Genomic DNA, 23,245 nt, shown 5'->3' on the forward strand with positions numbered 1-23,245 from the left:
CTTAATGCTCTTTGTTATTTTGCAAAGGATATTTAAGCTGCGCCCATAGTGCTAGTTTTTCACGGTAGATTTTAGCATTATGGCGAATATCCATGGGAAAAGATTTATGGATCAAAAATCGTGTAATACCTTGTGTGATTTGATGTTGCTGCGCTAGAGCCTGCAAGTCATTGAATAGACTCTGGGTGTTTTTTAAAGAGGGATTTTGAAGTTCAACGCAGAGCAACGCTTCATTACTATCACCCACACGGATAGACACTAACGCACTGCGCTTGATCGTTATGTGTGTATTAAAAATGCGCTCACAAGGGATAGAAAAATAACATTTAGATTGGCCTTGGTAATGACTTTCTACACGGTGTGCTTTACGTCCACACATCCACAGCATGCCTTCATCATCAAGATAACCTAAATCGCCCATACGGTGACGAATATCATTTTTATCTGGGATTTTTGCAAGTAAAGTTGCATTTTGGCGCTGATAATAAGCTCGGCTAACTTGTTTGCCTTGTACAACAATTTCGCCAATTTCATAGGGTGCTAAACATAAATTATCATGCCAATGATCTATTGGATCTTCACTGATTTTAATGATGGCAAGCGTTGTATTTTTTATCGGTGAGCCTACACAGATACCTTTACCATTTTCGGTGCTCTTTTCTGTGGTTACTAATTTATTGCTATTTATTTTTGTGATCGGTAAAGATTCTGTCGCGCCATAAGAGCTAATAATTTGCGTTTCTTTATTTAGAATACGAGAAAATTGTTGTATTGAGGAAATTGTTGCGGGCGCGCCCGCAGATATAACGCGTTTAAGGCTCGTTAATACAATATTTTGTTTGCAGCCAGCTTTGCCTAAACGTTCAATTAATGCGGGATTTGCAAATAAATTGGTACATTTATATTTGTTAATGGCAGCAAACAAATAATCGGGATTGGCTTTAATCGGTTTACTCGCATCCATTGCGGGAATAATAGATGCCATGCCTAATGCGGGGCCAAATAAAGAAAATAGCGGGAAGGTCGCAAGGTCGCGTTCACCATGTTCAATGTGGTAATCATGACGTAGAATATCTATCTGCGTTTCAAACATGCTATGGCTATAAACAACCCCTTTAGGGCTACCCGTGCTACCACTTGTAAAAAGGATCGCTGCCATCGCATGCTCATCTAATGTTTGCATTTTAAAAGGCGCTGGCATCGGGTATTTTTTTAATAACGCCGTAATGCTTTGTATGCCAAAACAGGAAAAAGGAGACACACTAAAATAATGTTGGAGAGTGTTTTTTCCCCAACCAAATAACATCCGCGCAATATGTGCTTTGCTGATGCCAATAAAAGCGCTTGGGCAAGCTTCGATAAAGCATTGTTTTAGATTTTTTATGCCCATACCAGGATCGACTAAAATGGGGATCATTCCGGCTTTAAACAAAGCAAAAGTAATACTAAAAAAGTCTAAACTTGGGGTGACCATTAAAACAACTTTATCACCGGGTTTTAAACCTTGCTGTGTTAATGCATAGGCTATTTGGTCGCTTTTTTTATGTAAAGTTGCAAAAGTTAGTTCTTGATAAGTGAGGCCTTTAACGCTTTTTTTTTGTACGGCAACCGCAAGATCATTGGGAAATTTTTTGGCCGCCAAGGTGAGGTGACGGCAAAGGTTTGCTTCTCTAATTTTGTTCATAAATTATTTATTTTGTTTAATAAACTCTGTTATTAATGGAATAACTTCAGCGCTTGCATCCTCTAAAATATAATGCCCACAGTCCGTAAATTCATTAACTTGTGCGTGTGGCATTTTTTCTTTCCACAGTGCTAAAAAGTGTGCATCAAAGACAAAATCTTGGCTACCCCAGCAAATAAGCGTAGGTGTGTCTTTAAACTGGCTTACACTGGCGCTGATTCTTGATACTAAAGCATAACTTTTATCACTTTCGCTCAAGGGAATGTCTTGAATAAAACGCAAGGTAGAAATGCGGTTTTTCCAAGAATTAAAAGGCATCACATAGGCTTCTCTGACGTCTTTCGTCATGGGTTTACGTTTAACGCCAATGTATGAAGCAACGGCAGAAAAAGCATTTAAACCACGGACTAATAATGTACCTAAACATGTATTTCGGCAAATATACAGTGCGAGAGGTAGTTTTTTAGTGCTTGGAAGATGGAAGGCACTGGTATTTAAAATCACTAAACGTTTAATGCGATCTGGATGACGCTCCGCATAACCCATTCCAATCATTCCGCCCCAATCATGTACAACCAGGGTAATATTTTCATTAATATTAAGTGAGTCAAGTAACGCCTCTAAATCATCAATGCGGCTCTTTAAGCAGTAATCATAATCATCATCACCGGGTTTCGATGAGAAACCACAACCGATATGATCGGGAACAATACATTGATTTTCATGGCGTAATGCTTGTACTAAGTTACGATAATAAAAAGACCAACTAGGATTGCCATGGATCATGACGACAGGCTCTCCCTGTCCTTCATTCACATAATGATACTTTTGTCCGTTGCGCTCTAAATAATTACGCTGAAAGGGAAATAAACTATCTATATTGTTATGCATATTCATTACCATTTTAATCCTAACATCATGCAGTTAAGACCACTGCCTATTCCTAAGAAACTGACGTTGTCACCTTTTTTCAAAAAACCTTGCTCATTCGCAATAGCTGCCGTAATAGGTAAAGAAACCGTACCCATATTGCCGAGATAAGGAAATGTAGGGAACTCTTTACTTTCAGGTATTTGTAAGGTGCTTAACACTTGTTTTTGATTAGATGAGCCAACTTGATGACAAATTACCTTATCGACATCGTCTATTGTCCAATCGCGTTGTTGTAAAAAATGTTGCCATGTTTCATTGGCAAGTTTAACGCCTTCTTTAAGTAAAGGTACTGCGTTGGTGCGCATAAACTCTTGCTGTAATTTAAGCCCTATTTTTTGGACTCCCCACTGACAAAGATCATGATGCTCAGGAGCACTTAAATGACTTGCACCTAATAGTTGGTGTTGGCATTGATTTTTTAATTGGAAACTGCCATCGGTTAACAGAACGGCTGTTGCACCGGAGCCTCCGGTTAACGTTGCCAAAGATTGTGCAAAGTTTTGAATACTTGGATTTTTAAGCATGCTATCGATAGTGATATCTACGATGTGTCGAGCTGATTCGCATGAGACAACTAAGCCTGCTTTTATTTGGCCTAATTCTATGCGATTGGCAATATCTAAAATACCTGATAAAACACCTAAACATGCATTGCTAATATCGTAAATAGCGGTACTACGATTAACGCCTAATGCAGATGCGATGCGGCAAGCGGTCGCGGGTTCGTGTTGGTCCCGACATACGCCGGTATAGACAACTGCGCCGATGTCATTAATATCAATGCCTGTTTCGACCATGCTTTTTTTCGCCGCCATAATGGCGCCATCAGATAAACGATGATCTTCAGGCCACCAACGACGCTCGATAATGCCAGTTAATGCCGCTAATTGTCCCATTGGAATATGTAATTTTTTATACAGGGGGGCAAGGCGTGATTCTAATTCACTACTTTTAATAACGGTAGGTGCTAACTCATAAGCTAGGCTATTGATAAAAACGCGGGAATATTTCATTAAGCAATTCTGTTTCTCATCTGTAACACATAAAAAGAGTAAACATTATGCGTTTGCTCTAAATCGAGTGCGTAGACTAACGCAATTATCTGTTTTAAAAAAGAGTTAAGCGAAAAGAATACTCTTTTTTGCCGGGCCATTACCGTGAAACCACATCAATTGTTTGTTTTTTGTTCATTTTTTAGTTTCTTACCTTTTCGTAAATAGCTTAGCCATTGTCGATCAATTTGCATTGATTCTAGTATTTTTAGGCTTAAAGGCAAAGGCTCTGCATTAATTTGGCTTGCTAGTAGTTCACTTAATATTGGCGCACTGACTAGGCCTCTTGATCCTAACCCACTTAAAATAAACAAATTTTCATGTGGTTTGGCACTTTTTATTTTATGATCTTGTGCTTTGTTTTCATTTAGTTCACGTGTTAATGAATAATTTGCAATACTACCAACATAAGGGAAATGATCGCGAGTTGTGCAACGTATTCCCACATGTGCCTCTTTATGATCAATATTAATCGCTTTTATCCAGGATTTTTGACGCAGTGATTTTTCCAATTTTTTCTTGTTTTCTTGTTGCTCTGAAGCCATAAAATTTACATTGTTTTGATGGCGTTTAAAGGTGGCTCCCATGCAATGTTTTTGCCCATTAGCAGGGGTTAGGTAGCCCGCATGGCAGAGTGTTACGCGTAGGTTTTTTAATTTTTCTGTTGGGTCAATATGGGTGACTTGGCCTCGAGCTGCTGAAAAGGGTAAAGCAAAGCATTGTTTAAAATCGAGAGTTTGCATGGCGCAAGCTAAAATAAGCAAAGGATGGCTCGTTGTTTTATGAGTAAAGTGTAATTGCCAACTATTATCTTTTTTTGTGAAGGATTGTAATTTATGTTGTAGCTTGATGGTCACATTACCCTGCGAGCATGCTTGTTTAAAAATAGCATTTACCAATTGCTTGGGGCTAAGCCAGCCCCCTAACGGGTAGAAAAGGGCGTCTTGATCAATCTTTAATGCTGCAATGTTATTGGTTTTTTTTGCATCTACGTAGTGTACTAATTCTTCTGGTAAGTTGGCATTACGTATTTTTTCTAACTTGGTGCTTGCTTGCTTATCATAATAGAGTTGTAACAATCCGTTAAAATCATGATCTATTGGGTTGTTTTTATGAATATTCTCAACGTAATTACGCGCATATAAAAAGGCATTAGAAAATAACTGACTCAAAGAGTTGTGGCTGTGATTTAATAAAGGATAAAGTGCCCCTTGAGCATTACCTGATGCGCCACACCCTAACGTTTCATCTTGGCAATATAAGGTGACATGATAGCCTCGACGAACGAGAGCTAGCGTTAAACATGCACTACTAATTCCCCCTCCAACAATAGCGACCTCTTTTTTATCTATTTGTGCATTTACGTGCCAAGCGGGGTGTTGGTTCGATGTTAAAGAGGGACGTTGATATTCACCAATGAGCATCTCTCTCTTTTTTCCATAACCTTTGCGTTTACGCATTATAAAGCCCGCATCTTGTAAGGATCTACGTACAAAACCTGCAGCGGTAAATGTTGCTAATGTCGCTTTATCTTTACAACTATTGGCAATAAGATGAAACAGTTCACTGTCCCACATATCTGGATTTTTAAGAGGCGAAAACCCATCTAGATACCAGCAATCAAAGAGTCCCGAAGGTGCAATGCAAAGCGTTGGCAATTGAGATTTAACATCGCCGAGCCAAAGATCTAAGGTAATATTTTTAAAATGAATACGATGGCAACCGGATAAAGCGAGTGGATATTGTTTTATTAAAGGTTGAATAAAGTCAGATAAGGTTGGCCAGCGTTGTAGTGCTTTAGTGAGATCGGATTTGCTTAGTGGATACTTTTCAAAGCTACTAAAAAAGAGGTGTTTTAAAGGCGATTTTGGATTTTTGTCTAAAAATGTTTGAAAATAAAGACAACTGATAAGGAAGTTTAAACCACTACCAAAGCCGGTTTCTGCAATACAAAAGTGGCTTTGCGTGGATATTTCCCAGCGCGATATTAAATCATTACCCTGTAAAAAAACGTAAGTAGACTCGTCAATTCCTTGATCAGTGTTAAAATATACGTCATCAAAGTGAGGTGAAAAGGGCTCTTGCTGATCAGACCAGTGGATTTGAGCATGCTTAATTAGTGTGTTTTTGCCTTCAGACAAGATATATTTCCTATTCTATGCGATGATATTTTTATATTTGAAATCAATGAGCTTGAATGTAATTATTTTAGCCATTGTATGACTAGTTCCCCAAGCAATAAAGGTTTAATGATGAAAAGAGCAGTAATAACAGGTATGGGTATTGTTTCTAGTATTGGTAACAATAAAGAAGAAGTTTTAGCTTCCCTTAAAAGTGGTCAATCTGGCATTACATTTTCTGAGCAATTTGCTGAGATGAAAATGCGTAGCCAAGTTTGGGGCGCGGTTGATATTGTGCCTAAAGATCATATCGATCGTAAAGCGTTGCGTTTTATGGGCGATGCTGCTGCATATACTTATATTGCAATGCAACAAGCGATTGATGATGCGGGTTTGACTGACGATCAAGTATCTAATGAGCGAACGGGTATCGTGGCAGGATCAGGTGGGGCATCTTCGCTTAACCAAGTTGCAGCTGCTGAAATCATGAAAACAAAAGGCGTACGCCGAGTGGGCCCTTATATGGTGCCTCGCACGATGGCGAGCACAACCTCTGCTTGTTTAGCGACACCTTTTAAAATTAAAGGCATCAACTATTCAATGAGCAGTGCATGTGCAACCAGTGCGCATTGTATTGGTCACGCATGGGAACAAATCCAACTTGGAAAACAAGATATTGTTTTTGCCGGTGGCGGTGAAGAACTAGATTGGACAATGGCCTGTGAGTTTGATGCAATGGGTGCATTATCAAGTAAATACAACGACACACCAGAAAAAGCATCACGTACTTATGATGCTGCACGCGATGGTTTTGTTATCGCTGGTGGTGGCGGTATGGTTGTTGTTGAAGAATTAGAGCATGCACTTGCACGTGGTGCAAAAATCTATGCTGAAATCGTTGGCTATGGCGCAACCTCTGATGGTTATGACATGGTTGCACCCTCTGGTGAAGGTGCTGTTCGCTGTATGCGTCAGGCATTAGCGACAGTCGATGGTAAAGTTGATTACTTAAATACGCATGGTACATCAACACCCGTTGGTGATACTAAAGAGCTCGGCGCTATTAATGAAGTGTTTGGTTTAGATGCACCTAAAATCAGTGCAACAAAATCACAAACTGGCCATTCTTTAGGTGCTGCGGGTGTACATGAAGCCATTTTCTCAATGATCATGATGGAGCATAACTTTATATCCCCATCAATTAACATTGATGTATTGGATGAATTAGCGGTTAATTTACCCATTGTGAAAAATAAATCGATTGAAGCAAAACTCAATATAGTGATGTCGAATAGTTTTGGTTTCGGTGGAACAAACGCAACTTTAGTGTTTAAACGCTTTACTAAATAAAGTGTTTGTTAGAGTTGGAAAAATAAGGAGCTTAAGGCTCCTTTTTAGGTTTTAATCGTATTGGAGATGTCTCGGTGAATATTTATATTGATGAAAATATTCCTTATGCGCGTGATTTTTTTTCAGATCATGGTAATTTACATTTTTTCTCAGGAAGAGATGTGTGTGCAGAGCAATTAAAGAATGCTGATATTTTATTAGTGCGCTCTATTACGCAAGTTAATGAAGCATTATTACATCTCAATACGTGTTTACAATTTGTGGGTACAGCAACTATTGGCACCGACCATATTGATTTAAGTTATTTACAATCAAGAAAAATAAGGTTTAGTAGTGCGCCAGGTTGCAACAAAGTATCTGTGGCTGAATATATATTGAGCAGTTTATTTGTATTAGCAGAGCAACAACAATTTGAACTTGCCGATAAAAGTGTGGCGATTGTTGGGGCGGGTAATACCGGTAGCGCTGTTTATCAGCGGCTTAATGCTTTAGGGCTTCGCTGTAAATTATATGATCCTCCTTTAGAAGTGGCGGGAGACACTCGCAAATTTTGTGGTTTTGATGAGGTATTAAAGGCGGATATCATCAGCTTGCATGTACCTAAAATCAAAGAGGGTAAGTTCCCTACCTTGCATATGTTTGATCGCCGCGTGTTGCAAAAACTAAATACAAAACAAATATTGTTAAATGCATCCCGCGGTGAAATTATCGACAATGATGCGTTACTTACTTTAGCTAAAAAAGGACTGATGCCAACATTGGTGTTAGATGTCTGGGAAAATGAGCCAAAAATTAATAAAGCATTATTAAATTATGTACAAATTGCCACACCACACATAGCAGGTTATAGTTTAGATGGTAAAGCGCGTGGAACCGAAATGTTATATCAGGCTTTTTGTCAGCATTTTTCGTTAATAGTTCAACATTGTGCCTCGCATTTTTTAGTACCCGCACAGATAACAAAAGTGGCTTTAACTCGGAAACTCGATTTATCTTTATGTAAAACATTAATGCATCTTGTTTATGATGTGCGTCGAGATGATGCGTTATTTCGACAAATGATTGATCAAACGGATGGTTTTGATACTATGCGCAAAAATTATAATGAACGTCGCGAATTATCGACGTTAAAAATAGATTCAGAGTTTGAACAAACACAATTATTACAATCACTTGGCTTACAAAGCTAATGTATAGTAGATAAAGGAATAAAATGAAATCAGAATACAATATCGCGCTTATTGGCGATTTAAACGGTGCAATTGAAGCAACGTTAGATTTATTAACACAACGTGACTTTCCAGTGGCAAAAATATTCCCTTTATCAGAAGGTGAGAGTGACAATGCGTCCGTTATGTTTTCTGGGAAACCCGTAGACGTATTAGAGATTGATGGTTTTGATTGGCAAAAAATAGATATCGCCTTCTTTTTTACGGATATTGAAACGACTAATAAATGGGCGCCATTAGCGAGCGAACATTGTGTTGTTATCGATAATAGTGGTGCGTTTTTAAGTGATGAAAATGTGCCCTTGATACAAGTAGACGTTAATGAAACTGGGTTTTCAAGTTTCAGTGCCAGTAATAAAATCAGTATTCCGAGCAGTGAATCTGCACAATTATGTTTAGCTCTGAAACAATTACACCAAGAAATTGGTTTAGTGCGAATTAGTGTTTCAAGTTATCAATCGGTGTCTGTTGCGGGTAAAGCCGGCGTTACGACGCTTGCAGGTGAAACAGCGCGTTTATTAAATGCCAAAAGTATTGAAACAAAATTATTTCCACAACAAACTGCTTTTAATGTTTTCCCTCAAGTGGGTGAGTTTAATGATGATGGGCACAGTTTAAGTGAAGTACGCTTAGTTAATGAAGTACGTCGCTTATTAAACGATCCGAGTATTTTGATTGCCAGTACGCAAGTTGTTGTACCGATGTTTTATGGGTGTGCACAATCAGTGCATGTACAAACACACTATCCGGTTGATCTAGAAGAGGTGGCACAATCTTTGCATCATAGTGAAGGGATAACATTAGTTAAATCAGTGTGTGATTACCCAAGTATTATTACAGATGTAGTGGGTAATGATAGTGTTCAAATAGGGCGATTACGTCAAGATCTATGCGATGCAAGTGGCTTAAACCTTTGGATCTGTGCAGATAATGTTTACTTTGGTGTCGCGTCTAATGCAATCAAAGTAGCAGAAAAATTGATTGGAAGTCATATTTAGAATACTTTATAAAATTAACTGCTTAATTATAGTGGGCTAGATCTCAATTCTAGCCTTACTTTTTTTGGATATCAATTTAGCTAGTTTATTATTGAGAATTATCTCACAGCTTCCATAAGGAACAATCATGAAGCGCTTTCTTCTTTCGATTATTTTTTGCTCTCCTTTATTATTATCGGCGCCTTCCAGTTTCTCGATTACTTTAATTGGCCCAAATGGAGAACGACCTCTTTCTACAGAGCAATATGGGCCTATCAGTAATGTAGAAACACTTTGGGCGGTAGCATCTAAATTGCGCCCCAATAAAAGTGTGAGTGTATTGCAAACTTTAGCTGCAATTTATAAGCTAAATCCGAATGCATTTGCTGACGGCAATATTAATCAAATTCTGCCACAGTCAATTATTATGATCCCAAGTTTGGAGATGATATCAGCACAAACAAATCGTGAAGCGTCTCGCCTACTTAATAAATACAGTGTAAAAAGATCGTCACCTACCGTGATCAAAAAAAGTATTGCTCCAATTGTTGTTATCAAAGAAGAAAAAATAAAAATAGTAAAAAATACATTACCAATTCAAGCACCCATAAAGCCTCAAATTCAGCCGTTACCTATTAAAAAAGAAATCGTAAAACCACTCGTACAAAATACTGCTAAATCAGCTGAAGCATTAGCTCTTATTGAAAGTTTACAGACAGAATTAGAAATAATTAATGAAGAATTTTTGTTAAGTGAAGAAGCAAATCAAAGACTTAAGTTAAAATTGCAACCGATGTATGATCAAATGAACACTTTGATTGAGCAGATAGAAACAGATAAAATACTTGTACAAGAAAAACAAGATAAAATTAATGATTTAGAAGAACAACTCGCCGCAAAAGTTGAATCTGCTTTTAGTGGTGATGGTATATTAAATGAGATATTACGTTTTATAACATCATCATTAGCACACTTACTCATGGTGATCATCTCCCCCGTTTTATTATTGCTCGCAGGTCTCGTTTTAATGATGCGTTTGCGTAATAAGAAAGAGTTAGCCCAAGAAGAGCAAGAATTAGCAGAATCCACTGCGACATTAATGGAGACATCTGAAGGATTATTTGATGAATTATTGACCGACGATGATGATGATGCCGAAGACAATATTGAACTTGATTTTACAAAGGATGCAAAAATAAATGAGGACAATAGCACAGAAGAAAATAACAAAGATGTTGCATTGTCGGATAGTAGCGAAACAGACGTTGATGTCGTAGATTTAAGTGCTGATGATGAGGTTGAAGAGCCGAAGCAAGAAACGAGTGAAGTAAAAGTCGAAGAAGATTTGATTGATGAAATTGATTTTGATGGAAGTGAAGTAGAAACCTCAGAAGATGATCCGTTTGGGATTGGAGCTCTGGTCGATTTAGAAGAAGAAGAGCCCATTTCAGCTGCAGATCAAGCAAACTTGGATCTGGCTGCTGAATGGGAAGCTCAAATATCAGAAGATCCGGCTCCAACAGATTCACTTATCGATGACATCTTTGGTGATGATGTAAAAAAGTCTGAAGGTAGTGAACTTGGAAATTCAGCGTTAAAGGAAGCTGATGAGTCACTTGAGCAAACTGCCGCCACTAAAAAAGATGCTGAAAAACCTGTTGAACTGAATGAAGATGTCGATGCTGATACAAGTGACGATTTGATCTTATCTGAAGATGCAAGCGAATTAAGGCTTACTGATAGCGAGCAAGACGCAATATCCTCCGAAGCGCAAGACTTGGCAACTTTAGAGGCTCTGACTAATGATTTAGGTTTTGAAGAGTTTGCAGAACCGAAGCAATTAAGTGCAGATGAAACGGTCGATTCAAAAACACTTGAATCTGAAGATATTGTCACAGAGTCTGTGCTAGCTGATCCCCTTGATATTGAAGCCCTTGCTGGGAAAGACAAAACAAAGGATCTCAGTTTAGAAGCGTTAGCAGCATCAGACGAAGTTTCGGCTGAAGAGCCAGTTACAACTTCAACAGAAGAAGAAACAAATGAGCTGAGTTTAGAAGAGTTAGTTTCATCAGAAGAAGTTGAATCTGAGGTTTCTGCGGAAGAGCCCGTTACAACTGAAACAGAAGAAGACACAAGTGAGCTCAGTTTAGATGAGTTAGTTTCATCAGAAGAAGTTGATGTCGACATGCCTGCTTCTAATGAAGCGCAAGATATGGCAGAACTTGAAGCCTTAACCAATGCATTAAGCAGTGATGATGTTGAGTCGGAAAGTGATCTCAGTTTAGAAGAGTTAGTTGCATCAGAAGAAGTTGAACCTGAGGTTTCTGCTGAAGAGCCCGTTACAACTGAAACAGAAGAAGACACAAGTGAGCTCAGTTTAGATGAGTTAGTTTCATCAGAAGAAGTTGATGTCGACATGCCTGCTTCTAATGACGCGCAAGATATGGCAGAACTTGAAGCCTTAACCAATGCATTAAGCAGTGATGATATTGAGTCGGAAAGTGATCTCAGTTTAGAAGAGTTAGTTGCATCAGAAGAAGTTGAACCTGAGATCTCTATTGAAGAGCCAGTTACAACTTCAACAGAAGAACAGGCAACTGAAGTAGAAGAAGACACAAGTGAGCTCAGTTTAGAAGAGTTAGTAGCATCGGATGAAGTTGAACCTGAGATCTCTATTGAAGAGCCAGTTACAACTGCAACAGAAGAAGAAACAAGAGAACTCAGTTTAGAAGAGTTAGTTGCAACAGACGAAGTTGAAGTTTCGGCTGAAGAGCCAGTTACAACGGACACAGAAGAACAGTCAACTGCAACAGAAGATGAAACAGGTGATCTTAGTTTAGAAGAGTTAGTTACATCAGAAGAAGTTGAAGCTGAGGTTTCTGCTGAAGAGCCAGTTACAACTGCAACAGAAGAAGAAACAAGTGAACTTAGTTTAGAAGAGTTAGTTGCATCCGAAGAAGTTGAACCTGAGATCTCTATTGAAGAGCCAGTTATAACTGAAACAGAAGAACAGGCAACTGCAACAGAAGATGAAACAGGTGAGCTTAGTTTAGAAGAGTTAGTAGCAACAGACGAAGTTGAAGTTTCGGCTGAAGAGCCAGTTACAACAGATACAGAAGATGAAACAAGTGAACTTAGTTTAGAAGAGCTAGTTGCAACCGACGAAGTTGAACCTGAGATCTCTATTGAAGAGCCAGTTATAACTGAAACAGAAGAACAGGCAACTGCAACAGAAGATGAAACAGGTGAGCTTAGTTTAGAAGAGTTAGTAGCAACAGACGAAGTTGAAGTTTCGGCTGAAGAGCCAGTTACAACAGATACAGAAGAACAGGCACCTGAAATAGAAAAAGACACAAGTGAGCTCAGTTTAGAAGAGTTGGTTGTATCAGACGAAGTTGATGTCGAGTCGGAAAGTGATCTTAGTTTAGAAGAGGTAGTGGCATCGGATGAAGTTGAAGTTTCAGCTGAAGAGCCTGTTACAACAGACACAGAAGAAGAAAAAACTGCAGTAGAAGAAGACACAAGTGAGCTTAGTTTAGAAGAGTTAGTAGCATCAGACGAAGTTGAACCTGAGATCTCTATTGAAGAGCCAGTTACAACAGACACAGAAGAAGACACAAGTGAGCTTAGTTTAGAAGAGTTAGTGGCATCGGATGAAGTTGAAGTTTCGGCTGAAGAGCCAGTTACAACGGAAACAGAAGATGAAACAAGTGAGCTTAGTTTAGAAGAGTTAGTAGCAACAGACGAAGTTGAAGTTTCTGCTGAAGAGCCAGTTATAACTGACACAGAAGAACGGGCAACTGCAACAGAAGAAGATACAAGTGAGCTCAGTTTAGAAGAGTTGGTTTCATCAGACGAAGTTGAACCTGAGATCTCTATTGAAGAGCCAGTTACAACTTCAACAGAAGAACAGGCAACTGAAGTAGAAGAAGACACAAGTGAGCTCAGTTTAGAAGAGTTAGTTGCAACTGACGAAGTTGAATCTGAGATCTCTATTGAAGAGCCAGTTACAACGGCAACAGAAGAAGAAACAAGTGAGCTTAGTTTAGAAGAGTTAGTAGCATCAGATGAAGTTGAACCTGAGATCTCTATTGAAGAGCCAGTTACAACGGAAACAGAAGATGAAACAAGTGAGCTTAGTTTAGAAGAGTTAGTTGCAACAGACGAAGTTGAACCTGAGATCTCTATTGAAGAGCCAGTTATAACTGACACAGAAGAACAGGCAACTGCAACAGAAGATGAAACAGGTGAGCTTAGTTTAGAAGAGTTAGTGGCATCGGATGAAGTTGAAGTTTCGGCTGAAGAGCCAGTTACAACAGATACAGAAGATGAAACAAGTGAACTTAGTTTAGAAGAGCTAGTTGCAACCGACGAAGTTGAACCTGAGATCTCTATCGAAGAGCCAGTTATAACTGAAACAGAAGAACAGGCAACTACAACAGAAGATGAAACAGGTGAGCTTAGTTTAGAAGAGTTAGTAGCATCGGATGAAGTTGAAGCTGATATCTCTATTGAAGAGCCAGTTACAACTGAAATAGAAGAACAGGCAACTGCAACAGAAGAAGTTGATGTCGAGTCGGAAAGTGATCTTAGTTTAGAAGAGGTAGTGGCATCGGATGAAGTTGAAGTTTCAGCTGAAGAGCCTGTTACAACAGACACAGAAGAAGAAACAACTGCAGTAGAAGAAGACACAAGTGAGCTTGGTTTAGAAGAGTTAGTAGCATCAGACGAAGTTGAAGCTGAGATCTCTATTGAAGAGCCAGTTACAACTTCAACAGAAGAACAGGCAACTGCAGTAGAAGAAGACACAAGTGAGCTTGGTTTAGAAGAGTTAGTAGCATCAGACGAAGTTGAAGCTGAGATCTCTATTGAAGAGCCAGTTACAACTTCAACAGAAGAACAGGCAACTGCAACAGAAGAAGACACAAGTGAGCTCAGTTTAGAAGAGTTAGTAGCATCAGATGAAGTTGAACCGGAGATCTCTATTGAAGAGCCAGTTACAACGGAAACAGAAGATGAAACAAGTGAGCTTAGTTTAGAAGAGTTAGTAGCATCAGACGAAGTTGATGTCGACATGCCAGCTTCTAATGATGCGCAAGATATGGCAGAACTTGAAGCCTTAACCAATGCATTAAGTGATGATGTTGAGTCGGTAAGTGATCTCAGTTTAGACGAGTTAGTTGCTTTGGAAGAAGTTGGAGCTGAGGTGTTTTCTGAAGAGTCTATTACCGCAGAAACTGAAGAAGAGACAAATGAGCTTAGTTTAGAAGAGTTAGTCGCTTTGGAAGACGTTGAAGCAGAGGTCTTTTCTGAAGAGTCTATTACGCCAGAGGCTAAAAAAGAGACAAATGAGCTCAGTTTAGAAAAGTTAGCTGTTACTGAAAAGGAACTTCGCATAGAAGAGCTTGCAATGAGTGATGCGCAAGACCTAGCTACACTTGAAGCGTTAACTAATGAGCTTAGCCTTGAAGAGTTTTCTGAGACTTCAGTTACAACGGACAAAGAGACAAACGAGCTTAGTTTAGAAGAAATTGTGGAACCTCCTTTGAGGGCCGCTACTGTTGAAACTCATGCACAAGAAAAGAGCATAAAAGAGTTAACAGAAGAGCTTTTTGGCCTGGATACAGTCGTAGCGACAGATATGCAAGAGGCTGTTGATGAAAGTTTGAATGATAATAATTTATTAGCAGAACAATTGAGTAAAAATGCATTTAAGGAAAATACATCTTTACCAAAAGTTGAGCCAATAGGAGACAAAAATAATTTTATCGATATAGAAACATTATTAGAAGATAGTAATAAAAAGAGTAGTGAAGAGCCTTATACAGAATTAGATTTGGATTTTTCTTTAGATGGTTTCCCTGATGTTGTAAATAGTGACACGGGCGTTGATGTTGATAATGATGATAATGGTCTCGATGCGCAACTGGATTTGGCGCGTGCTTATTTAGAAATAGATGATAAGGCAGGGGCTAAAAAAATATTATTATCATTACAAGAATGCTCTGATAAAAAGAAAAAAAAGGAAATAGCTAAATTACTTTCTTTGTTAACTTAATAAGGGCTATTGGTATAATTATTAAGTGATCGTTTTATAGTTCGAAAAGTAGAGTAGAGGTACGTGTATTCTCTACTCCTTCAATTTAATTCCCAGAAAGCTAAAATATTGCATGCATGAGCCATTGCAATAATACAGTATGCTTGGTTTGTTTAGAGAGTAACGAAATGATGAGACCACTCATATTAGATGTAAAAGGTTGTGAGTTAGATATATTAGACAGAGAAATTCTTGCACATCCGTTAGTCGCAGGGGTTATTTTATTTACGCGAAATTTTTATGATATTAAACAATTAAAATCATTGGTTGCACAAATCCGCTTAGCGGCTAAGTATGATATTTTAATTGCGGTTGATCATGAAGGGGGGCGAGTACAACGCTTTAAACATGAATTTACAGTATTACCTTCGGCGGGCTCGCTACTTGCACTAAACTCCCCAAAGAAAGCTTTAGAATTGGCTTTTAGCAGTGCTTATATTATGGCAAGTGAATTAATCGCTTGTGATATTGATTTAAGCTTTGCACCGGTACTTGATCTTAATGGTATCTCAGATGTGATTGGGCAGCGTGCATTTTCTGCCTCTCCACAGGATGTCACTACACTTGCGCGGGCTTATATTCAAGGCATGAAACAAGCTGGCATGGCTTGTACGGCCAAACATTTTCCTGGTCATGGCAGTGTTAAAGCCGACTCGCATATATCTTTACCCGTTGATTCACGTACAAAAGACGAGATTTTCAGTGCAGATATTTTACCTTTTAAGCTGTTAATTGAAGAAGGGATCTTAGATGCGATGATGCCATCTCATGTATTATACCCACAGTGTGACTCACAACCGGCGGGTTTTTCGACATATTGGTTACAGACTATCTTGCGTCAAAAATTAAACTTTAAAGGTGTGATCATTAGTGATGATCTCTCTATGCACGGAGCCAGTTTTATGGGTGATCATGTCGATCGCGCGCGCAGTGCGATCGATGCTGGTTGCGATTTAATATTAGCGTGCAATGATATTGATGCTGCTGTTTCTATTTTAGATAACTTGCAAGTGACTAATAAAAGTGAGATGTTTGCTATAGAGCGTTTATCTTATAAAAAGAGTAAACAAAAAAACAACTTAAAAAATGACACTATATGGCAAAAACATCATTATAATTTAGAGTCTTTTAAGGCATCAATGTAGATGTGAATGAATGCACTTATTACAGTTAAAAATAAAACAATAGAATAAAGAGAGGTAATTTTAATGATTATTTATCTACACGGTTTCGATGCGACAAGCCCAGGCAACCATGAAAAAGTAATGCAATTGAAGTTTATCGATACAGATGTACGTTTTGTTCATTACAGCACCGTGCATCCTAAATATGATATGAGTTATATTTTGGGAGAAGTACATAAACATATACAAAGTAGCGATGATCAACACCCCTTAATTTGTGGTGTCGGTTTAGGCGGTTTTTGGAGTGAACGCATTGGGTTTTTGTGTGGTATAAAGCAAGTTATTTTTAATCCCAATTTATACCCTGAAGACAATATGGTCGGAAAAATAGAATGGCCAGAAGAATATTTAGATATTAAAAGTAAATGTGTCGCTGACTTTCGCAAAAAAAATACGCATCAATGCTTATGTATTTTATCCACTGTCGATAATAAAACCTCTATTAAGCTAGATGATCATGAGCTATCGGCTTATTATCCCATGATATTAGATACGCAGCAGGGACATAAATTTAAAGATATCTCTGAGCACCTACAAAGTATAAAAACATTTAAGTTAGCTAAAAAATAAAGGTAAGGTCTTTTAAGTTAGCCTATCTCATCTTCATCCGCGTAGATATATATCCCAGATACTCCCGAGGCGTTGCATTTTTTGGGACTTTTAACAGCACTTTAGCGTTGCAATCGATGAAAAGTTATTCCTTTAAGTAATATTCCGCCTATAACTATATCCTAAAATTTCTAAAAATTACCTTGAGGTAACAAGGATATAAGCCTGTCATAGCCTATTTCGAGTAGATTCTTTCTTCAAAGTTATCTGTTTTCGATGTTTTTTCCTGATCAGATGAAAAAGCATTGCATTTATAAGTGTATTACATTATTTTGTGATCTAGATTAAAGTTTTCTAAAAAAGTTTATTTTTGTTAACGTTTTATGGAATGTTAATGAAAGTAAATTTAATTTAAGGGTGTTCGATGATAAATATTGTAATTGTAGGTGGTGGTGCAGGTGGACTTGAACTGGCAACGACATTGGGTAATAAATTAGGTAAAAAAGGCAAAGCAAAAGTGACGCTGGTTGATAAAAACAGAACGCACTTATGGAAACCTTTATTACATGAAGTTGCAGCTGGCTCATTAGATGATGGGGTTGATGCTTTAAGCTATCCCGCACATGCTAAAAACCATTCCTTTAATTTCAAGTTAGGTAAACTTAAAAACATCGATAGGCAGAGTAAGCAGATCCTTATTGCAGAATTAATTGATGAAGATGATGGCAAGGTTATTTTGCCAGAAAGCCAACTAAAGTATGATATTTTAGTGATGGCATTGGGAAGTGTGAGTAATGACTTTAATACTAAAGGTGTTAGTGAGCATTGTATTTTCTTAGATACTCCCCAACAAGCGAAGAAATTTCATCATCGGATGTTAAATAAATATTTACAATTGTGTATGCAAGAAACGAAGCAAGTAAGTGTTGCCATCGTAGGAGCTGGCGCAACGGGTGTTGAACTCTCTGCTGAGTTATTTAATGCACTAGAGCAAGTATCAAGCTATGGTTTTGAGCATATTAACCCTAAAGATTTAAAAGTAAGCCTTGTTGAAGCGGGTGAGAAAATACTGCCAGCATTGCCTGAGCGTATATCCATGTCTGCGCATCAAGAATTGTCTAAATTGGGTGTTTCTGTACGTACTTCTACGATGGTTGTTGAAGCAACAGAAAAAGGCTTACTGACTAAATCAGGTGAATTTATTGAAGCAGATCTTATCGTTTGGGCTGCTGGCATTAAAGCGCCTAATTTCTTAAAAGATATAGCAGGGCTTGAGACAAATAGAATTAATCAATTAATCGTTAGACCGACGTTACAAACCTCACTGGATGATGCTATTTATGCGATTGGTGATTGTGCAAGTTGCGCCTTAGCAAAAGGTGGTTTTGTACCTCCGCGCGCTCAATCTGCCCATCAAATGGCATCGCTTGTTGCTAAAAATATTATAGCGTCTTTAAAATCTAAAGCATTGGTTGAATATAAATATACCGATTATGGCTCGTTAGTGTCTCTGAGTAATTACAGCACAGTAGGTAGCTTAATGGGCAATTTGATGAAAGGCTCAATGAAAATTGAAGGGCGTATTGCGCGTTTGGTTTATATCTCGTTATATCGTATGCACCAAGTTGCTTTACATGGTTATTTCCGCACCATATTAATCACGGTAGTGGGAAGAATAAATCGTGTATTACGACCGAGATTGAAACTGCATTAGAAAATAGATGACTTATCTTTTTAGATAAATCGAAAAGAGAAAGAGAAGCGGATTTTTATGTTTTTCTTTCTCTTTTTGCATTTTAAGTGTAAAGCGACGGCGTATATTATTTCCTTCAGTTTCTTATTTGATTATTTAACTGCATATTGATTTTTAAGTAACTGTATCACTTTAAATAACCAGCTTATCAATTTCGCTACGTTGTCATTATGTTAATAAAATACACTTTATGTAACATATAAATATTTAAGTGACTAGGGATGTTTTATCGAAATGTGCTTAAGCTTTAACCTTGATCTATAAAGCGTGTATATCATTACAAAAATGAGTACTTTATATTTACTAAATTAATATTCTGGTGATAATAAAATTTGATCCTTAACTTTAAAGGCCACATATGCACAATACCGATAAAAATGTCCTGCCCACAAATACGCGAGAGTGGTTTTTTAATCGTAAAAATATAATTATTATTTTTGATATTATATTATTTGCTGTCTTATATCGTTTTTTACCCTTTGAGAGCGATGTCGTATTAGGTTTAAGTTTACTTATTTTTATCGCTATTTTATGGTTAACAGAAGCCTTGCACATTAGTATTACCGCCTTGCTGGTGCCGGTATTAGCGATTGTTTTTGGTGTGTTTGATACACAAACTGCACTAAGTAGTTTTTCCAATCCCATTATTTTTCTGTTTTTAGGCGGATTTGCGCTGGCAGCTGCTATGCATCGTCAAGCCTTAGATCAAGCAATAGCAGATAAAGTTTTAGTGCTGGCCAAAGGTAAGATGAGCACCGCCGTCTTCATGTTATTTGGCGTGACGGCAGGACTGTCTATGTGGATAAGCAATACTGCAACTACTGCGATGATGTTACCCCTGGTATTAGGTGTTTTAAGTAAAGTAAATAAAAAGAGCGGACATAATACCTATGTTTTTGTTCTTTTAGGGATCGCCTATTGTGCCAGTATTGGTGGCATCGCAACGATTGTGGGTAGTCCTCCGAATGCCATTGCAGCGGTAGAGGCGAAGCTTAATTTTATAGAGTGGATGTCTTTTGGTGTCCCTATCTCTTTAATATTATTACCCCTTACTCTGACTGTTTTGTATTTTTTATTGCGTCCAGATCTGAGTGATGTTTTTGAATTAGATCATACCCCCATTTCTTGGGATAAAGGAAAAGTGGTTACCCTTGCTATTTTTGCTTTAACAGTATTTTTATGGATATTTAGTAAACCTATTAATAATATGTTGGGTGGCTTTTCAAAATTTGATACTTTAGTGGCATTACTTGCCATTATCTTACTCAGTTTTGCCCGCGTAGTTCATTGGAAAGACATAGAAAAAACAACGGATTGGGGCGTGTTACTGCTTTTTGGTGGTGGAATATGTCTGAGTAATATTCTTAAAGTAACGGGCACTAGTGTTTTTTTAGCGGAGCAGTTAAGTAGCTTATTATCAACAGTCGGTTTATTTGTAACAATATTAGCCATCCTTACCTTTGTGGTGTTTTTGACCGAAGTTGCGAGTAATACAGCCTGTGCTGCACTCCTCATTCCTGTTTTTGCAGGTGTCGCACATGAGCTTGGTATATCCCCTGTTATATTATCTGCCATTATTGCTATCTCGGCCTCATGTGCATTTATGTTACCTGTAGCAACGCCCCCGAATGCTTTGGTTTTTGCGACCGGTTATATTAAGCAAAAAGAAATGATGCGTGTAGGGCTGTACTTAAATGTGATGTGTATTGTGGTATTAAGTGTATTTGCACGTATATTCTGGTTATAAGTACGAAGGTGGGGCTGTATTTTCTAGCGGATAAAAGATGCTAGAAAATACAGCAAACTATTAATGGTTAATAATGCACATGGAGCAGTAAGCATAACGGCTTTGAGGATCATTCATGCGTGTAAAAATCTCTGTTTGGCTTTGTAGGCTTTGCAGTGTTTTTAATATTGGGCTGTTAAGTAACGGTTGAGGCGTTATTAACTGTACACCTTGAGCAAAAACATCATTAAACATCTGTTCAACAGGGGATAATTTCATTTGAATAGATTTAACCTGATAACTATCAAGTTTTGCCAATTGTGCTGCTTTTTTGATGGCATCTTCTAAATTTCCGAGCTGATCAACCAGTCCTAATCGTTTTGCATCAGTGCCTGTCCACACGCGTCCTTGGGCTATCTTATCAACGTCTTCTACTGACATATGTCGACCTTCACTGACTACCGTTAAAAATTGTTGGTAGCCGTGTTCGATTGCCATTTGTAGTAAATCGGCAATATCTTTATCAAGGGCACGTGTCGGATCTAAACCTGAAAGTGGGGCTGTGCCAACCCCATCATTGTAAATACCCAGTTTGTTAAGCGCCTTTTCTGCGCTGGCATAAAGTGCAAAAATACCAATAGATCCCGTTAACGTTGTTGGATAAGCGACGATATGATCGGCCGCCGAGGCAATCCAATAACCACCCGAGGCGCTGACACTTGCCATAGAGATAACGACTTTTTTACCTGATTTTTTTAATGCTAACACTTTTTGACGAATCTTTTCAGAGGCTGTGGCGCTACCACCGGGACTATCTAAGCGAATAACAACGGCTTTAACGCGTTTGTTGTCCAATGCATCTTGTAATAACTGACTAAAGCTTTGGCCTGCCATCACGCTATTATTAGATTCTCCATTAATTATTTCACCACTTCCGTGGATCAAAGCAATGATATCTTCTTGATTCGTTTCTGCGTTGTTACTGATAACGTGTTGTTGGTAAACTTCATAATCCAAGAATGTTAATTTATTGCCCGCCTGCTTAGCGTCTTTTTTAAGTGCGTTTAAAACATCATCCGTGCTGGTTAAGTCATCGACGAGGCCGACTTGTAATGCATAAAGCGCGCTATCACCTTTGGCTTTTTTGAAGGCTATTTTAAGTGCTGCGATTTTTGGCGAGATAGATTGAGCATTAATTTTTTTATTGTCTTTACGCTGACTGAGCACGGTTTGAATATAAGTTTGCCATAATTGTCCTAACCAACGCTCATTTGCGTCTTTACTTTGTGCGGACATATGATTTTGAGTAAAAGGTTCAACAAAAGATTTATAAGTACCCACTTTAAAAATATGTGGTGTGATCAATAATTTATCGAGTGCGTCTTTGAAATATAGACGGTAAACCGAAAACCCCGGAAGATAGACAATGCCCTGTGGATCCAGCGCAATATTATCGGCATAACTGGCTAATAAGTATTGAATTTGCGAATAATTATCTGCGCTAGCAATAACGGGTTTATTACTGGTTTTAAACTGATTTAAGGCTGCGCCAATATCCATAATTTGATTAAGGCTTGCAGATTGAAGATCATCAAGTTGCAGTAGGATTGCTGTTATTTTAGGATCGTTTTGAGCGTGATGAATGCTGTTTATGATGTCATCAACTTGATACTCTTGCTGTGTTTGTTCAGAGGAAAACAGTTGCTTAGATATTTCATCGCTGAATTCTTTTGGCGTTTTCTGCTCCACAATCCGCCCAGAAAAATTAAGGGTTAAAATACTATTGTTATTAATTTCAGCTTCGTTTGGGCTTTGATTTAAAAGAAACAATAAACCGATGATGACGAGTATAAAAATACTGTTTAAAAAAAACAGACGAGTAATGTTGATGATTTTAGCGATATATTGAAATGCAGTGCATAACGTTTTCATGATGACATATCCTTAAAATAAAAAAGCACTGTATATTGCTATGCAGTGCTTTTAAAATAAATGTCCAAAGAGGATTTAGAAGTTATCGGTGTCGACAAAAAGGCCCACTTTTAAATCTTCAGCGCGGTAGATAACTTTACCATCGACTTCTACGGTACCATCTGCAATACCCATCACTAAACGGCGCATGATCACGCGTTTCATCGTAATACGATAAGTGACTTTTTTTGCAGTCGGCAGAACCTGACCTGTAAATTTAACATTACCGACACCTAAAGCGCGTCCTTTACCCGGACCACCACTCCAACCAAGGAAGAAACCAACAAGTTGCCACATCGCATCTAAGCCTAGGCAACCTGGCATAACAGGGTCGCCAGGGAAATGGCATTCAAAAAACCATAGTGCTTTATCAATATCAAGTTCGGCAACGATTTCACCTTTACCAAATTCACCGCCATCACTGGTGATGGTGATAATACGATCTAGCATTAACATTTTATCGATAGGTAAAAGACAGTTGCCTTTACCAAATAATTCACCATGGCCACATTTTACTAAATCGGCTTTTTCGTAAGCATTAATGCCTAATTCTTTCTGTGATATAGTTTTTGTCATGATCTCTTTTCTTTATTAAGGGTAAAAAATAATGTGTTGTACTT

Annotated in this window: 14 protein-coding genes; 8 read left to right on the forward strand and 6 right to left on the reverse strand. The window is 38.1% G+C overall.

Annotated features, from left to right (window positions below; genetic code table 11):
* Nucleotide 1: 1 nt before the first annotated feature.
* From oleC to mnmC, 4 genes are all read right to left on the reverse strand, one after another.
* Nucleotides 2–1,684, reverse strand: a complete 1,683-nt coding sequence (gene oleC, locus PCNPT3_RS06090) for an olefin beta-lactone synthetase (protein ID WP_015464993.1) — start codon at nucleotides 1,682–1,684, stop codon at nucleotides 2–4.
* A gap of 3 nt (nucleotides 1,685–1,687) precedes the next feature.
* Entirely contained in the window at nucleotides 1,688–2,581 is an 894-nt protein-coding gene (locus PCNPT3_RS06095) for an alpha/beta fold hydrolase (protein WP_015464994.1), read from the reverse strand.
* On the reverse strand, nucleotides 2,581–3,630 hold the full coding sequence (locus PCNPT3_RS06100; RefSeq protein WP_015464995.1) for a 3-oxoacyl-ACP synthase III: 1,050 nt from the start codon (nucleotides 3,628–3,630) through the stop codon (nucleotides 2,581–2,583). The genes PCNPT3_RS06095 and PCNPT3_RS06100 overlap by 1 nt, the downstream gene beginning before the upstream one ends.
* 155 nt (nucleotides 3,631–3,785) lie before the next feature.
* Nucleotides 3,786–5,810 carry a bifunctional tRNA (5-methylaminomethyl-2-thiouridine)(34)-methyltransferase MnmD/FAD-dependent 5-carboxymethylaminomethyl-2-thiouridine(34) oxidoreductase MnmC gene (gene mnmC / locus PCNPT3_RS06105; RefSeq protein WP_015464996.1) on the reverse strand — a complete coding sequence of 675 codons (2,025 nt, stop codon included), beginning with the start codon at nucleotides 5,808–5,810 and terminating at the stop codon, nucleotides 3,786–3,788.
* Nucleotides 5,811–5,921: 111 nt separating this feature from the next.
* On the opposite strand from mnmC, the gene fabB reads away from it, so the two are divergent.
* The 8 genes from fabB (at nucleotide 5,922) to PCNPT3_RS06145 (ending at nucleotide 20,675) form a co-directional block, all read left to right on the forward strand.
* A complete protein-coding gene (gene fabB / locus PCNPT3_RS06110) occupies nucleotides 5,922–7,139 on the forward strand; it encodes a beta-ketoacyl-ACP synthase I (protein WP_015464997.1) in 1,218 nt (405 codons plus the stop codon).
* 74 nt (nucleotides 7,140–7,213) lie between these two features.
* Nucleotides 7,214–8,329, forward strand: coding sequence for a 4-phosphoerythronate dehydrogenase (locus tag PCNPT3_RS06115; protein WP_015464998.1), 1,116 nt, complete (start codon nucleotides 7,214–7,216; stop codon nucleotides 8,327–8,329).
* Nucleotides 8,330–8,352: 23 nt separating this feature from the next.
* Nucleotides 8,353–9,366, forward strand: coding sequence for an aspartate-semialdehyde dehydrogenase (locus PCNPT3_RS06120; protein ID WP_015464999.1), 1,014 nt, complete (start codon nucleotides 8,353–8,355; stop codon nucleotides 9,364–9,366).
* A 127-nt stretch (nucleotides 9,367–9,493) separates the two neighbouring features.
* A complete protein-coding gene (locus PCNPT3_RS13525) occupies nucleotides 9,494–15,403 on the forward strand; it encodes a FimV/HubP family polar landmark protein (protein WP_015465000.1) in 5,910 nt (1,969 codons plus the stop codon).
* 170 nt (nucleotides 15,404–15,573) lie between these two features.
* Nucleotides 15,574–16,587: a beta-N-acetylhexosaminidase gene (nagZ, locus tag PCNPT3_RS06130; protein ID WP_041771446.1), complete on the forward strand. Its 1,014-nt coding sequence runs from the start codon at nucleotides 15,574–15,576 to the stop codon at nucleotides 16,585–16,587.
* A 63-nt stretch (nucleotides 16,588–16,650) separates the two neighbouring features.
* Complete coding sequence (ycfP, locus tag PCNPT3_RS06135; protein WP_015465002.1) at nucleotides 16,651–17,196, forward strand: alpha/beta hydrolase YcfP; 546 nt, start codon at nucleotides 16,651–16,653, stop codon at nucleotides 17,194–17,196.
* A 403-nt stretch (nucleotides 17,197–17,599) separates the two neighbouring features.
* Complete coding sequence (locus PCNPT3_RS06140; protein WP_015465003.1) at nucleotides 17,600–18,889, forward strand: NAD(P)/FAD-dependent oxidoreductase; 1,290 nt, start codon at nucleotides 17,600–17,602, stop codon at nucleotides 18,887–18,889.
* Nucleotides 18,890–19,286: 397 nt separating this feature from the next.
* Nucleotides 19,287–20,675, forward strand: a complete 1,389-nt coding sequence (locus PCNPT3_RS06145) for an SLC13 family permease (RefSeq protein ID WP_015465004.1) — start codon at nucleotides 19,287–19,289, stop codon at nucleotides 20,673–20,675.
* 60 nt (nucleotides 20,676–20,735) lie between these two features.
* On the opposite strand, the gene sppA is transcribed toward PCNPT3_RS06145, so the two are convergent.
* Both sppA and fabA read right to left on the reverse strand, forming a co-directional pair.
* The gene (gene sppA / locus PCNPT3_RS06150) at nucleotides 20,736–22,586 is read right to left on the reverse strand and encodes a signal peptide peptidase SppA (RefSeq protein ID WP_015465005.1); all 1,851 of its coding nucleotides are present in this window, start codon (nucleotides 22,584–22,586) and stop codon (nucleotides 20,736–20,738) included.
* Nucleotides 22,587–22,661: 75 nt separating this feature from the next.
* Nucleotides 22,662–23,201, reverse strand: coding sequence for a bifunctional 3-hydroxydecanoyl-ACP dehydratase/trans-2-decenoyl-ACP isomerase (gene fabA / locus PCNPT3_RS06155; protein WP_015465006.1), 540 nt, complete (start codon nucleotides 23,199–23,201; stop codon nucleotides 22,662–22,664).
* Nucleotides 23,202–23,245 lie beyond the last annotated feature (44 nt).

Origin of the sequence: Psychromonas sp. CNPT3, from assembly GCF_000153405.2 — a bacterium.
Lineage (GTDB): Bacteria > Pseudomonadota > Gammaproteobacteria > Enterobacterales > Psychromonadaceae > Psychromonas.

What these genes read in the sequence shown, in the direction of transcription:
- PCNPT3_RS06095 (WP_015464994.1), bottom strand. Translation starts at nt 2,581, where the DNA reads ATGAATATGCATAACAATATAGATAGTTTATTTCCCTTTCAGCGTAAT.
- PCNPT3_RS06145 (WP_015465004.1), top strand. Translation starts at nt 19,287, where the DNA reads ATGCACAATACCGATAAAAATGTCCTGCCCACAAATACGCGAGAGTGG.
- fabB (WP_015464997.1), top strand. Translation starts at nt 5,922, where the DNA reads ATGAAAAGAGCAGTAATAACAGGTATGGGTATTGTTTCTAGTATTGGT.
- fabA (WP_015465006.1), bottom strand. Translation starts at nt 23,201, where the DNA reads ATGACAAAAACTATATCACAGAAAGAATTAGGCATTAATGCTTACGAA.
- PCNPT3_RS06100 (WP_015464995.1), bottom strand. Translation starts at nt 3,630, where the DNA reads ATGAAATATTCCCGCGTTTTTATCAATAGCCTAGCTTATGAGTTAGCA.
- nagZ (WP_041771446.1), top strand. Translation starts at nt 15,574, where the DNA reads ATGAGACCACTCATATTAGATGTAAAAGGTTGTGAGTTAGATATATTA.
- PCNPT3_RS06120 (WP_015464999.1), top strand. Translation starts at nt 8,353, where the DNA reads ATGAAATCAGAATACAATATCGCGCTTATTGGCGATTTAAACGGTGCA.
- PCNPT3_RS06140 (WP_015465003.1), top strand. Translation starts at nt 17,600, where the DNA reads ATGATAAATATTGTAATTGTAGGTGGTGGTGCAGGTGGACTTGAACTG.
- ycfP (WP_015465002.1), top strand. Translation starts at nt 16,651, where the DNA reads ATGATTATTTATCTACACGGTTTCGATGCGACAAGCCCAGGCAACCAT.
- sppA (WP_015465005.1), bottom strand. Translation starts at nt 22,586, where the DNA reads ATGAAAACGTTATGCACTGCATTTCAATATATCGCTAAAATCATCAAC.
- oleC (WP_015464993.1), bottom strand. Translation starts at nt 1,684, where the DNA reads ATGAACAAAATTAGAGAAGCAAACCTTTGCCGTCACCTCACCTTGGCG.
- PCNPT3_RS13525 (WP_015465000.1), top strand. Translation starts at nt 9,494, where the DNA reads ATGAAGCGCTTTCTTCTTTCGATTATTTTTTGCTCTCCTTTATTATTA.